Origin of the sequence: Roseobacter sp. OBYS 0001 (assembly GCF_019654895.1) — a bacterium.
GTDB lineage: Bacteria > Pseudomonadota > Alphaproteobacteria > Rhodobacterales > Rhodobacteraceae > Roseobacter > Roseobacter litoralis.
Window position 1 is genome coordinate 45,719 of sequence record NZ_BPES01000018.1, and the last position, 13,001, is coordinate 58,719.

Below are 13,001 nucleotides of genomic sequence, written 5' to 3' on the forward strand. Positions count from 1 at the left end.
GCACTGACAGATGAATGGCAATTGTCTAAAACTACAAAATATTCTGCTTCATATACATAACGTCGCGGCTCTGAAAAGAGGCTCAAGCCTTACGGTCAAAGCGGCGCATCGCACCCAGACCACCGAGACCGGCAATCAGCAGGAGTGCAGAGGCAGGCAGAGGCACGGGAGCGATTTCTATCAGCTGCAGATCCCATGTGCCGACTTCGTGGGTGCTTCGGTCGGCTGTCGTCGCGAACTGACCGAAAATCGGATCGACGGAGAAAAACAGGCCGTCTCCGGTCAACTCTCCAAGATCAATTGAGCCAGAGGTTCTGACGGGGTTGTCTTTTGGTCCGGTAGTGAAATCGTAACTGCTCCCGCCGACGATGGTGTTCCCCGAAAGCGTATCGCCCACGACGATCTGACCATCAAAGTTCGGGTTTGTCCGGGCATATTTGACCTGCCAGTTAAACGTGACTTTGAAGACTTTGCTGCCCAGATTCATGGTCCAGTTATCAACAAACCGCAGCGCGCTCGAGCTGCTGTTGTCGCGGTGGGCAACACCGCCCCAGATGGTGGCATCACCGTCGAGACTGATCTTTACCTTGTTGAAATTCGTTCCGAAGTCACCAAGATTGTGATCGGCAGGGCAAGCACCGTCAATCGGCGGCACACCCCCTTCACAGATATTTCCTGATATTGCATTCGTCGCGCCCGATGTCATGGTCGCTGCACTAGCTGCAGTGAAACTTCCACCGACAGCGAATGTCGCTGCCATCAGAATTGCCGTCAGCTTCATATTCGTACTCCTTGAGATGTCGGGCAGCTTTTCGCCGCGACAAAAACTGGTAATCAGGCGCGCAAATAACGCGAATGCCTGAGTTTATTTATATCGATAAGTTTGAGGAATGACAAAGTCTCAGCGGCGCGTTAACCAAAAAATAAGACCACCTACGGCGATTTAGTTTCCCGTTTGGTCCGTTCCGGTTCGGCAAATACTCGCCATGCGAGCACCGCTGCGATTTTTCACTTTTATCGTTTTCTTGGGCGCAAGGTGATTCGTTTGCGCGATATCCGCAAAAAGGGCGCGTATCAGAAGCAGGATGCAAAGCCGCGAGGCGTCCTCCTATCATGCCACCAGAAAGAAAAAGGGCGCCCAAGAGGCGCCCTTTTAAAGTCAGATAACGGAGTGCTTCAGGACTTGCGGCCAAAGCGGCGCATCGCGCCCAGACCACCGATGCCGGCGATCAGCAGAAATGCCGAAGCTGGAAGAGGTACTGCCGCGATATCGAGCCTGTATTCCATAACATTTCCATCAGTCGCGCCACCAGAAGCATCTAGACTGAATGTTGTTAATGTAGACAGATCAACCACTGTGGTAAGCGAATAAACCTCAGGGCTTACGAGGTTACTGATCGTACCAATCGTTGAGGTACCAAGCATCCAAGTCGCATCGAACGGAGATTCCGGGGTTTGCACATTGCGATTGGTGTCTGTGATACGAATGCTCGACAATGTTAGTCGGTATTCGCCGGGGCCCTGCAAGTTGAAGACGTCGAGGAACCTATTGTTGTCCAGACCACGGATACCACCAAAGACGACCCCTGAGCCGGTTCCGCTGAAGTTGATGTTGACTGTCGGGCCATTGGCTTGCCCGCCATCGCCAAATGTCGCGTCGCAGCTCACACCCAGCGGAAGCAGAGAGTTTGGTCCTTCACAAACCGACCCACCGTTGTTCAATGTCGCCGCGCTGGCACCGGTCAATGTGGCTCCAAGTGCGAAGGTCGCCGCCAAAAGGGTTTTCGTAAATTTCATGTCTCACTCCTCATATACCCGCGCCGCTTACGGGCATCGGATGTACTGATATAAAACCCGATCACAACTGATCCGGAACTTAATAAAGTCTTAATTCAATAACTCAATTTTAAAACAATTACAAAGGATACGTGACGTATAAAACCATGAAAAAGCCGGAAAATATGCGGAGAAATGGCAAAAGGAGCCAGAATGACCTCGCAGTCCCGTCGGCGAATACACGCCAAACGGGAGGTATCTGCAAGATTTCACTTTTCAGCAGAGATCATGGACCACAGGTGATTCGTTTCACCAGGATCCATCATGGGGGTCTGCAGCGACCGGGGCAGGCCGTCAGTCGCGTGCGTAAACATCCTCGTAGCGAATGATGTCGTCTTCGCCGAGATAGCTGCCGGTCTGCACTTCGATCAAGACCATGGGCACTTTGCCGGGGTTTTCCATGCGGTGCGTGGCCCCCAGCGGGATGTAGACGGATTGGTTCTCACTGACAAGTTTCACCGTCTCGTCCACTGTGACTTTGGCGGTGCCCTCCACCACGATCCAATGTTCAGACCGGTGGTGATGGCTTTGCAGCGACAGGGCGGCGCCGGGATGCACATGGATGCGCTTGACCTGAAAGCGCTGGCCGATCACGAGGCTTTCAAACCAGCCCCAGGGGCGGTGATCTTTGGGGAAGGATTCAGCCTGCAGCGCGGATTTCTCTTTCAGCGCGGCCACGGCCAGTTTCACGTCCTGCGCGCGGGATTTATCCGCCACCAGCACCGCGTCGGGCATGGCAACGACGATGGTGTTTTCCAGCCCGATGCCCACGACCTCGAGCGCAGCACTTTCCGAGCGCAGCAGCGTGTCGTGGCAGTCGATGGCGGTGGCATTCTCTGAGGTAGCAACGCCTTCCGCATCCGGTCCGGTTTCGGCCCAGACCGCGTCCCAGCCGCCCAGATCAGACCAGCCTGCTGAAAACGGCACGACGCTGAGGTTGTCGGCCTTTTCCATGACTGCATAATCGATGGATATATCTTCGGCGCGGGCCCAGTTGTCCGGGTCCAGCCGCAGGAACCCCAGATCTGCCTTGGCTTGCGCGTAGGCACTGGAAACAGGCTCTAACAAAGCGGTTGCGTGGGCTTTGAAGGCGGCAATGATGTCACTGGCGCGGAACAGGAAGATGCCGGCATTCCACATGAAATGCGCATCTTTCAACATCGCCTCGGCCCGGGTCTGGTCGGGTTTTTCGACAAAGCGTTTCAGCGGCGCGGGGGTCGTACCCTGAGGGGGGTCCACCAGTTCCAGATAGCCATAGCCCGTTTCGGCCTGCGTCGGCGTGATGCCAAAGGTCACCAGTTGCCCGGCCTGCGCGGCGGTTACCCCGGCGTTGACCGCTGCACTGAACGCCTGCGCATCGGGGATCACATGGTCAGACGGGGCCACCAGCATCAGCCCGTCGGGATCGCTTGCGGCGATATGACAGGCGGCGGCCAGCACGGCGGGGGCAGTGTTGCGCCCCGCAGGTTCGATCAGGATCGCGCCGGGGTCGATGCCGATGCCCTGCAATTGCTCAGTCACGATAAAGCGGAAATCAGAGGCCGTGACCACCACGGGGGGCGCATAGGCTGCACCCGAAAGTCGGCGGGCAGAGGCCTGAAACAGGGTCTCATCCCCCAGCAGGTTTGCGAATTGCTTGGGGTAGGATTTGCGCGACAGAGGCCAGAGCCGCGTACCGGAGCCGCCGCATAACAGGACAGGGGTGATCGTGCTCATGGGGGCGCTCCTTACTGCAACTGCTGACTGCTTTTCAGGTTTCAAAGCCCGGTTCAAGACGTTAGCCGGACGGCCGTCCGGGACCTCCAAAACAATTAACCCGGTTTTAGAGGGTCATTCGTTAAAGAGTTCCCATCAACATCATATTTTCGTCAGGCGGGGTATGATACTATGGAAATGAGCGCAAAAACCTGCCATTGCGGTGCCATTAAGTGCCAGTGTTTGGGTGTGTGGGAGTATTTTTATGTCGGCCTCTGATTTTCAGACCTCGGTGCGGGGCGGCTTTGCGGCGTTTTTGAACTGGGGCGTGTTCTGGCTGCTGGTGGCCGTAATCGGCGCCGGTATCTTTTTCGCCGACGGGATCGACGCCCTGCTGGAGGCATGGCAGCTTCCCGAATACAGCCATGGCCCGCTCATTCCCGTACTCTCGGCATTTCTGTTTCTCAAACAGTTAAAAGACTACCCGATCAACCCGGATGTCTATCGCAACCGCTGGCCCGGTGTGGCGCTGGTGACGCTGTCGCTGGTGATGGCTGCCTTGGGGATCATGGCCGGCATTGGCGATATCGTGGCCTATGCGCTGATCCTTTGGGTCGGGGGCGTGCTGCTGATCAGCTGGGGCTGGGACACGGGCAAACATTTCTGGCCCGGCGTCGTGCATCTGGTCTACATGCTGCCGCTGCCCGGTGTGGTCTATTATAAAACAACAACTTACCTGCAGTTCGTTTCCTCCGAGCTGGGCGTATGGATGCTGCGTCTGTTTGACGTGCCGGTGTTTCTGGACGGCAACATCATCGATCTGGGCATCATGAAGCTGCATGTGGCCGAGGCCTGTTCGGGGCTGCGCTACATGTTCCCGATCATGAGTTTTTCCTATATTTTCGCCACGCTCTATAAAGGGCCAGCATGGCACAAGGTCTTTTTACTGCTGGCCGCCGTGCCGATCGCAATCTTTATGAATTCGGTGCGGATCGCCGTGGCGGGTGTCATCGTGCAGTATTACGGGGTCGAATGGCTGGACGGCTTTACCCACTTCTTTGAGGGCTGGGTGATCTTTCTGGCTTGTATCTTTATCCTGTTCGGGCTGGCCTGGCTGATGCTGTTTCTGCATCCCGACCGCCCGACGCTGGTTGACGCGCTTGATCTGGATACCTCCGGTCTGGGCACGCAGCTGGGGCGCCTTCAGTACATTCAGCCTTCCAAGGCGCTGGTGTCAGTCTCTGCGCTGATGCTGGCCGGTGTGCTTGCGTTGCAGGCGGTGCCGGATCGCGGCAGCCTCGCGCCCGAGCGTGACAGCTTTGCGCTTTTCCCCCGCACCTTGGGCGAATGGCGCCAACAGGGCCCGCGCCAGATGTTGTCACAGAGCGTTGCAAGCACGCTGGGGGCAGATGACTATCACCAGATCAATCTGGTAAAAGCTGATGATCCGCATAGCGTTGGCCTTTTCATGGCTTGGTACGACGATCAGAGCGACGGCGGCGTGCACAGCCCCGAGATATGTCTTCCCGGTGCCGGTTGGGAAATCGCTTGGCTGGAGCGGAGTGACATTACAGAAGCAATGGACACTGATGTACCTTTCCAGATCAACCGCGCCATCATTCAAAAGGGTGAAACGCGCATGATGGTCTATTACTGGTTCCAGCAGAAAGAGCGCCGGATCGCATGGGATTTCGCTGCGAAGTTCTGGCTGATGGTAGACGGCATCACCTCAGGCCGCACCGACGGTGCGATGATCCGCCTAACGACCCTGATGGACCCACGCGAAGACGACGCAATGGCCGAGGCGCGTTTGCTCGAAGTGCTACGCAAACTTCAAGATCCCATCGAACGGTTCATTCCAAGCGGGTGAATGCCCTGACTGGAATGATCAAACTCTGGGCAACTTTTTAGATAGATCAACTTGGCAAAAAGTTATTGAGGCCCAATCTGTGACCGCACCGTATCTACAACTGCTAGGAAACGGTTGTCTCGGTAGTTGAGTTTGTGAACAGGTGAAAGCTCAAGAAAAGATGTCATTTCCGCGATTAAATCATTAGGTGACGTGTCGATATCACAAGATGCGCGTTGTATCATTTGAGGAAGCCGATGCCATAGAGTCAAGCACGCCTCCCATTCGCGTCTTACTTCAGGGTCAGTTCTGATCAGGAAAGAAAGGTGGTAATTATGTATGGCGTAAGGATAAAAGAAGCAACCACGGCCTTCTTCGGGGTTGGCAAACCATGTCCGACAGCCTGTTTTATTAAATTTCGTATATTGAAAATAATCTGTCAGCTTGAGATAAAACAGGGCCTTCTTCCAAGAATGCAAGCTTCTTGGCGATTTGAAATAATTCAGGTAAAAGTCACACCACCGTGCCATCAGTACTGAATGGGTTTGGGCCGCAAGAAACCAGTTTTGCATTATGAGATCTGGATCCCCGCTGGAAGTGAAGGCGAAGAATGTGCTTTCGCGCATTATCGGCGACAGCCATTCGTCCAAACTTCGCGTTGGCAAAAGGGTAGCGTCAACCCACACGCCACCATATTTTTTCAACATTAAGGACCGCAATATATCTGCTTTAACCTGTGGGGTTAGGAGTGATGGTTCAATACCCTCACTCCTTAATATCTCCGAGGTCTCCGGATCCGCAAAGACAGTCAACTCATAGTCTGGATTAAACTCGCGCCATAACTGAATAATTTTTTGAATGTGTTTGGGGGCGTGATCAAGGCCCTGATGCCAAGCACACCATATTTTTTTTGGAAAGTGCTGTTTTCTATTCATTAAGACAATGTTACTTTATGTGGTAAGTCTTTAAGGGTGATTTCTGCTACACAGACATCGTAGAGCATATTAACATTAGCTCAACCTTAACTATTTCATTTTGGCGATTACAATCAGTTTATTTAAATTTTTTGTACGTGTTATACTTTTGATCAGCCCCACCTGAGTGTTCCAGTTTGATGATGAACGCCTTCTGCGCGTCCGTGAACTTAGATGCTGTCTTGCGTTCCCGCTCCTCTCCCAGCCAAGGAAAACCTAGCGGAAAAATCTAACCAAAAAAGAGGACGTTTCTAGGGATCACAGCAGACTAATCTGATCCAATTTTGCGACGACATCTTCTCTTTTATAACTGAACTGTGAATTCAGCATCGGCATGTAACGCTAGTAGGTTAGGCCTCGCCTACACTAAGACCATCCCGCGTGCCGCGAGGCGGGTGCGGTGCGGTGATAGATGTCTTCCAGTTCCGGCACGCTGCGTGATCCTGCGAATACGATGGCTTCGGCGATTGAGATCTGACCACTGAAATTGGCCCGGTCGAAATGCAGGTTGCCGATCCCGATTGTGCGCGGTGAGGTGGTCTGGTTTGAGGTGGCTGTCAGAGCCTCATGGCCTGATGCAGCACCGGCAAAGATGACGTAGTCCCGCGTGCTCACGTTCTTGGAGACCGCCACGAAGACGAAATCGGTCATATAGGGGGATGCCGTCGTGACGGCAGGATTGCCCCAACCACCGCGCATGTTGGCGTAGATGCTCGTGGGTCCGGCGGTATAGGGCGACACGCCGTTGCTGCCCGATGTTGTGAGCGTCCCCCCGATCATGGAGTTCGTGCTGCCCGCCAGCCGGAAGACAAAGCACATGGTTTGCGCGTCCGCCTCGGCAATACCCGTATCGCGTCCCTGCATCACGCCCGCAGGGCTGGTCATGTAGCCAGCCGACAGGGCATGGGCGGGGCCTGTTGCGATGCGTCCGCTGACAAGATCGGCATAGGTGGGATTATCATCGCCAAAAAGCCAATGCGCCGTGGCACCTGCTTCGGGTGCCGGGCCTGTGGGCGGCAGGGTCGCGGCGACAGGTGTGGCCGAGATGATCGCTGAGGCAGGCCCGGTGCCTGCGCTGCTGACAGCGCTCACCCGCCAGCGGTGAAGCACACCGTTGGTCAGCCCGATATCGCTGTAGCTGCGATCTGTTGAAACGCCATCAGCGAGCGGGGTGAACCCGGTGCCTGCGTCGCGTTCGATCAGGTAATCCGTGATTTGCGCGCTGCCGGGCGCGGTGGGGGCCGCGGTCGTATTGCTTTGTGCCGCAGCCAGCGCAGCCTGATACCGCGCTCCAAGGGAGCGCAGGGCGGCGGCGTCAAAGTGGTTGGCATCAGCAAGGCTGAGATCGTCCGCCGCAGCAAAGCCCGTATGCGCCACCCGGTCCGGGGTGGTGGCGATCAGCGCTGTAATTGCGTCGCGGGCGGCGTCTCCTGCAGCCAGACCACCCAGAATAAAGGGCGTTGTGGCATCGGCGGTGGTCACATCGCTGCGGAGGGAGTGGATCATGGTATCCAGTAGCTCTGCATAGGTGTCGGGGACGCCTGCATCGGTCTCGCCCTGATGCCACAGAAAGCCTTTGAAGAGGAAACCGGGGTTGGCGGTCATCGCCGCGTTGATCCGGGCGACGGTATCGGTATAAAGCCCATCGCCTGGGTTCCACGCCCCGTTTGAAAACCCCGTGCCGCCCTGCGCACAAGGGATAAACAGCAAGGTGACGTTCGGCTTGTCGACCAGATAGTCGATGGCAAACTGGATATCGAGCCCCATGTCCCCCGGCGTCGGATTGCCATGGGCCAACGGTCGCGAGGTTGCAGGCCCGTCGCTCGGGTTCCGGGCCGGGATGATGGCGCCGTCCTCGTCCCCGCCCCGCCCGATCTGCAGCGTGCCTTCGGGCCATTTCGCGCCGCCATCAAAAGCGGCGCGCCCGATCATGTTGGACTGGCCCATCAGCGCAAAGACATGGGTCTCGCGCGGTTGCGCCACAGCCTGCGGCGTGCCGGTCACGCCGGTGCTGAGCTGGTAGACCACCAGTTCGGTGCCATTGGCCAGCGCCGTGACGGTCAGGTTCAGATCGGTGGTCGAGATCGCATTGCTCAGCGTGGTGAGCCTGCCCCCCTGCACATCTGCGGATGGGACGATGAGAAAATTGTCGGGCATGTCGCCTCCTTAAGGGGTGATCGTGAGGGTGGCGTCGCCAAAAAGGGCGGTGAACGCGGCGGCGGGGGCTGGGCGCTGAGGGGTGATCTGCACCGATCCATCCCCAAAACTTACTGTCAGGGGCAGGCCGGGGGTCGCGCCTTGCACGTCAGACAGACCCGTCTGCACCATGCGCGACAGCAAGGATGTGGTCAGGGGCCCCAGCGGCAGAGGCGCAGGCGTCATGTGTTCAGCGTCACTTCGAATTTTGCAGCACCCGTGGCGATGATCCTGATGGGGGGTGTGTTGGCGCGCTCCACTCGGGTGGGGCCGGCTTGTGTCAGCGTGTACTCCGCCGCATCCGGCGTGACCCAGTTGCCACCGCTGTCGCGAAACTGGATCTGGGCAGACCCGCCATTTGGTTCCACGACGATGGTCATTGGCCGGTGGTGTTTCTCTCCGGGGTCAATATCAAAGGGGGTCGTGCTGTCGTTCCATGCCATGGTGTGGTCCTTTCGGGGGGTAGGGCGGCGGTGAAATCCGGGCGTGGGCCGTTTGCCTCTGCCCGCGCGGCAGGGCTGCGGGCGGCGCAGGACGGCCCGTCTGTCATTGCCGGAATATCCGCGCAGCATCGCAAGGCGGGGTAAGCGGCGCGCTAACAGACCAGACGGTGGCGCAACCTCTTGTTAAGGCATGTCGCGGTTTGCCTCGGGGATCAAATATCACCCAACGTGTGGAAACCCCTGATTTCAGACAGCACCGGGTGCGTCAGCTTTGACGCAGAATACTGCACCGCAAGGTTTGAAATCCGAGATTTCGCGTGCGAAACCGGTGCATTCTCCTTAGAAGGCGCGCAGGACGTGCGCCTTTCAGAGGCTCGCAGGAAAAACAAGGAACGGGACATATGAAGATAGCGGTTGCAGGCATAGGCTATGTGGGTCTGTCCAACGCGGTTCTGCTGGCGCAGGACCACGTTGTGGTCGCGCTTGATCTGGATGCGGACCGTGTTGCCGCGCTCAATGCCGGGCAGGCCCCGATCATGGACCCCGACATTGAGGCGCGCCTCGCACAAGGCGGCTTGAACCTCACCGCGACGCTGGACAAGGCCGCCGCCTTTGAGGGTGCCGATTACGTGATCGTGGCGACGCCCACGAATTACGACCCGCAGACGGCCTTCTTTGATACCTCGTCGGTGGAGGCCGTGATTGGCGATGTGATCGCCCTGAACCCCACCGCCACCATCGTGGTCAAATCGACGATCCCCGTGGGTTTTACCGACCGGGTGCGTGCCGAGATGGACACTGATCAGGTGATCTTTTCCCCGGAATTCCTGCGCGAGGGCCGCGCGCTGCATGACAACCTGCATCCCAGCCGGATCGTTGTGGGCGAGCGTTCAGACCGCGCGCGGATATTCGCGGATATGATGCTGGCGGCATCGGATGAGACGGATGTGCCGGTGTTGTTGACGGGGGCATCAGAGGCCGAAGCGATCAAGCTTTTCGCCAATACCTATCTTGCGATGCGGGTGGCCTATTTCAACGAGCTCGACAGCTATGCCATGGCGCTGGGGCTGGACAGCCGCGAGGTGATCTCGGGTGTCAGTGCCGACCCGCGGGTGGGGAATTTCTACAACAACCCGTCCTTTGGTTATGGTGGGTATTGCCTGCCGAAAGACACCAAGCAACTGCTGGCCAATTACAGCAATGTGCCCCAGAACCTGATCCGCGCCATTGTGGATGCCAATACCACACGCAAGGATTTTCTGGCTGACCGGATCATCGACAAAGAACCCCGCGTCGTGGGTATCTACCGGCTGGTGATGAAAGCCGGGTCGGATAATTTCCGCGACAGCTCCATTCAGGGCATCATGAAACGCATCCGCGCCAAGGGCATCGAGGTGATCATCTATGAACCCCACCTGCCTGAAGAGAGTTTCTTCAACTCGCGCGTGGAACGTGATCTGGAGGTCTTCAAACGCGAGGCCGACGTGATCGTCGCCAACCGGCGCGAAGCCGCGCTCGAAGACGTCGCCGACAAGGTCTTTACCCGGGATCTGTCCGGGGAGGATTGAGCCCAGCCGCCCTCTGCGGGGCATTGACGATCTGGTCTGCGATCAAGGCTGCCCCGGTGATCGAGATATGGTCGTCATCAAAATAGAGCGCCCGCCCGTCATGGCTCAGATAGCAGTGTGATGTGTCACAAAAGGTTGCCGCCGGGTCATGGATATGCACGGCGTCCGGGATGTCATCCAGCCGCTGCAGCACATAGGCCATGCGCGCCTCCCACCATGCACGTGGCACGCCCGCAAGCGACAGCTTGTTGGGTGCCCCCGCGCCAGGTCCGGCACGGCGCACCATCTGGTTGATATGTGCGGGCACTTCGGGGGCCTGCAGGACCAGATGCACGGTCTTGCCATGATCGACCAGCGCCTGCATCATCGCAACATAGGCCTCCCAGACCTTCGTGCGGGTCCGGGCGTCCACGTCATTGGGTAGAGAGGGGTAGATGCCTTCATGATTGCCTTTGAGATAGGCGGCGATGCGATAAGAGATGACAACCGTGTCGATGGTATCATCCGCCAGCAGATGTTTCATGCCCCGCGCTGCCCATTGGCTGCAGGGGTCGCCCGTGTCCATGCCAAAGCGGGGGCCGCATCCGGAGGCAGAAAAATGTGCAAGGCTCTTTTTCTGTGGCTGTAGCGCTCCGGCCAGCCCATGGGCCAGCTCCACCGCGTGACTGTCGCCGATAATGGCCCATGTGGGCGTGTCGCCGTTATAATGGCACGCGTCCTGCGGCAGAGCGACGTTGTGGCAGCGCCCGCGACTGGGAGAGGAGGTCGCGGAAGCGAACAAATCCTGTTTCAGGGGTGAATAACGCGCAGGCAAGCCGTCCTTCAGGTGTAGCGTGATGCCAAGGGCGGCAAGCCCCGCAAGCATGGCCCCACTGGCGCCAAAGATCCGGGTGCGGTCGATATACTCCGGGGCGCCTCTTGCGATCCGGAACGGTGTTTCGACCCAGCGCCAGCTTGCATAGGCCAGCAAGAAGGTCACCAGCACAAGCCCGGCCATGATCACCCCCGGCGGATGCCCCGCATTGGCATAGCGGGTAAAGGCAAAGAGCGGCTGGTGCCACAGATAGGCGCTATAGCTGACCAACCCGATCCCTACGAAAGCGCGCTGACAGAGCAGGGCATGCACCACTGTTCCCTGTCGGGCGCACAGGATGATCAGGACAGAACCCAGAACCGGCACCATTGTGTAGAGACTGGGAAAGGGGGTCTGCGCATCAAAGACAAAGATCGCGTAAAGCACCATCGCCAGCCCCAAAAGGCTGCCCGCCTGCGCCAGCCAGGCTGACCCCGGCAAATCAGGATACCGTTGCAGCGCAAAGGCCACGAAAGAACCCGCCAGCAATTCCCACCCGCGCGTGGGCAGCATGAAAAAGGCAAAGGATGCATCCTTTGTCACCAGCACCTGCGCCGCCAGTAAGCTCAGCGCAAAGACCACGATCAACAAAGCCAGCGTGATTTTCTTGCCCCACTGCCATGTAATCATCAAAAACAGGGGAAAGAGGATGTAATATTGCTCTTCCACCGCAAGGCTCCAAGTGTGGAGCAGAGGCTTGAGCTCAGAGGCGAAATAGCCGCTTTCCTGCCAGAAAAGCACATTAGACGAGAACAGCGCGACCGCCGCTACGCTCTCCCCGAAATCCTTGAGATCCTGCGGGACCAGCAGCATGAAAGCAAAAGGCAGGCAGGCTGCGATGACCACAAACAGAGCCGGCAGGATACGCCGCGCGCGCCGCTCGTAGAAATTGATAAGGCTGAAGGTGCCCGCGTCCAGTTCACGGATGAGGATGAAGGTGATCAGGAACCCCGAGATGACGAAAAAGACATCGACCCCAACGAACCCACCCGAAAAAATCGGAACGCCTGCGTGAAACAAAACAACAGGCACCACGGCCATGGCCCGTAGCCCATCGATTTCAGCGCGGTATTTCATGTGAAAAACCTTTGAAGCGTTTGCCAAGAGAAAATTCAGCAGCCGCCCTTTAAGGACAAAGGCCACGCCTCTGCGTATATTGTTCCCGCCTTTACGAAAAGTAAAAACATGTGCGTTTTTAGGGGCTGTTGACGTTCACCTTGTATGAATGAGAGTTGCGGCGATGGATATGAAGGCTTTTGAAGCTCAGGTCTGTTTTACAAGAGCGCATGGCTATCCCTCTGTTTTCCTTCAGTTTGCCGAAGTAGTTTTAGATTAGGTGCTGCCATTTGTGGGTTTCCTTGTCGAACTCTGCCGAGAACCTCCTGTTGGATTTCGGCGATATGGCCGTGGTTCATGCTGAGGATGAATCCGTTGATCCCCCCAAGGCGGCAGGAACAGCAAAAGAAAGTATTGGAAACGTTGTGACTTCCCTTGGTCCTGACATGCGGTAATCTAAACAAAGACTTAGCTTTATTAAACCATAATTCAGGTGTGATGTTGGTAAATGAAGGACAGCTGGAAGGAGAA

General features: G+C 57.0%; 10 protein-coding genes. 2 read left to right on the top strand and 8 right to left on the bottom strand.

What is annotated here, in order from left to right; genetic code table 11:
* Positions 1–82: 82 nt before the first annotated feature.
* The 3 genes from K5Q35_RS21310 to K5Q35_RS21320 form a co-directional block, all read right to left on the bottom strand.
* Entirely contained in the window at positions 83–781 is a 699-nt protein-coding gene (locus tag K5Q35_RS21310) for a VPLPA-CTERM sorting domain-containing protein (protein ID WP_220801276.1), read from the bottom strand.
* A gap of 395 nt (positions 782–1,176) precedes the next feature.
* Positions 1,177–1,797 (bottom strand): VPLPA-CTERM sorting domain-containing protein, encoded by a 621-nt coding sequence (locus K5Q35_RS21315; protein ID WP_220801277.1) that lies wholly within the window; start codon positions 1,795–1,797, stop codon positions 1,177–1,179.
* Positions 1,798–2,130: 333 nt separating this feature from the next.
* Positions 2,131–3,552 (bottom strand): mannose-1-phosphate guanylyltransferase/mannose-6-phosphate isomerase, encoded by a 1,422-nt coding sequence (locus K5Q35_RS21320; protein ID WP_220801278.1) that lies wholly within the window; start codon positions 3,550–3,552, stop codon positions 2,131–2,133.
* A gap of 244 nt (positions 3,553–3,796) precedes the next feature.
* Between K5Q35_RS21320 and xrtD the strand changes: the two genes are divergently transcribed.
* Entirely contained in the window at positions 3,797–5,401 is a 1,605-nt protein-coding gene (gene xrtD, locus K5Q35_RS21325) for a VPLPA-CTERM-specific exosortase XrtD (protein ID WP_220801279.1), read from the top strand.
* Positions 5,402–5,463: 62 nt separating this feature from the next.
* On the opposite strand, the gene K5Q35_RS21330 is transcribed toward xrtD, so the two are convergent.
* From K5Q35_RS21330 to K5Q35_RS21345, 4 genes are all read right to left on the bottom strand, one after another.
* The gene (locus K5Q35_RS21330; protein ID WP_220801280.1) at positions 5,464–6,315 is read right to left on the bottom strand and encodes a capsular polysaccharide synthesis protein; all 852 of its coding nucleotides are present in this window, start codon (positions 6,313–6,315) and stop codon (positions 5,464–5,466) included.
* Positions 6,316–6,720: 405 nt separating this feature from the next.
* Positions 6,721–8,511, bottom strand: coding sequence for a sialate O-acetylesterase (locus tag K5Q35_RS21335; protein ID WP_220801281.1), 1,791 nt, complete (start codon positions 8,509–8,511; stop codon positions 6,721–6,723).
* A gap of 9 nt (positions 8,512–8,520) precedes the next feature.
* Positions 8,521–8,736, bottom strand: a complete 216-nt coding sequence (locus tag K5Q35_RS21340) for a hypothetical protein (RefSeq protein ID WP_220801282.1) — start codon at positions 8,734–8,736, stop codon at positions 8,521–8,523.
* Positions 8,733–8,993 (bottom strand): hypothetical protein, encoded by a 261-nt coding sequence (locus K5Q35_RS21345; RefSeq protein ID WP_220801283.1) that lies wholly within the window; start codon positions 8,991–8,993, stop codon positions 8,733–8,735. The genes K5Q35_RS21340 and K5Q35_RS21345 overlap by 4 nt, the downstream gene beginning before the upstream one ends.
* 401 nt (positions 8,994–9,394) lie before the next feature.
* Between K5Q35_RS21345 and K5Q35_RS21350 the strand changes: the two genes are divergently transcribed.
* Positions 9,395–10,561: a nucleotide sugar dehydrogenase gene (locus K5Q35_RS21350; RefSeq protein ID WP_220801284.1), complete on the top strand. Its 1,167-nt coding sequence runs from the start codon at positions 9,395–9,397 to the stop codon at positions 10,559–10,561.
* Here the strand turns inward: K5Q35_RS21350 and K5Q35_RS21355 are convergent.
* Positions 10,533–12,491, bottom strand: coding sequence for an acyltransferase family protein (locus K5Q35_RS21355; RefSeq protein WP_220801285.1), 1,959 nt, complete (start codon positions 12,489–12,491; stop codon positions 10,533–10,535). The genes K5Q35_RS21350 and K5Q35_RS21355 overlap by 29 nt on opposite strands.
* Between the last annotated feature and the right edge of the window lie 510 nt (positions 12,492–13,001).

What these genes read in the sequence shown, in the direction of transcription:
- K5Q35_RS21310 (WP_220801276.1), bottom strand. Translation starts at nt 781, where the DNA reads ATGAAGCTGACGGCAATTCTGATGGCAGCGACATTCGCTGTCGGTGGA.
- K5Q35_RS21315 (WP_220801277.1), bottom strand. Translation starts at nt 1,797, where the DNA reads ATGAAATTTACGAAAACCCTTTTGGCGGCGACCTTCGCACTTGGAGCC.
- K5Q35_RS21320 (WP_220801278.1), bottom strand. Translation starts at nt 3,552, where the DNA reads ATGAGCACGATCACCCCTGTCCTGTTATGCGGCGGCTCCGGTACGCGG.
- xrtD (WP_220801279.1), top strand. Translation starts at nt 3,797, where the DNA reads ATGTCGGCCTCTGATTTTCAGACCTCGGTGCGGGGCGGCTTTGCGGCG.
- K5Q35_RS21330 (WP_220801280.1), bottom strand. Translation starts at nt 6,315, where the DNA reads ATGAATAGAAAACAGCACTTTCCAAAAAAAATATGGTGTGCTTGGCAT.
- K5Q35_RS21335 (WP_220801281.1), bottom strand. Translation starts at nt 8,511, where the DNA reads ATGCCCGACAATTTTCTCATCGTCCCATCCGCAGATGTGCAGGGGGGC.
- K5Q35_RS21340 (WP_220801282.1), bottom strand. Translation starts at nt 8,736, where the DNA reads ATGACGCCTGCGCCTCTGCCGCTGGGGCCCCTGACCACATCCTTGCTG.
- K5Q35_RS21345 (WP_220801283.1), bottom strand. Translation starts at nt 8,993, where the DNA reads ATGGCATGGAACGACAGCACGACCCCCTTTGATATTGACCCCGGAGAG.
- K5Q35_RS21350 (WP_220801284.1), top strand. Translation starts at nt 9,395, where the DNA reads ATGAAGATAGCGGTTGCAGGCATAGGCTATGTGGGTCTGTCCAACGCG.
- K5Q35_RS21355 (WP_220801285.1), bottom strand. Translation starts at nt 12,491, where the DNA reads ATGAAATACCGCGCTGAAATCGATGGGCTACGGGCCATGGCCGTGGTG.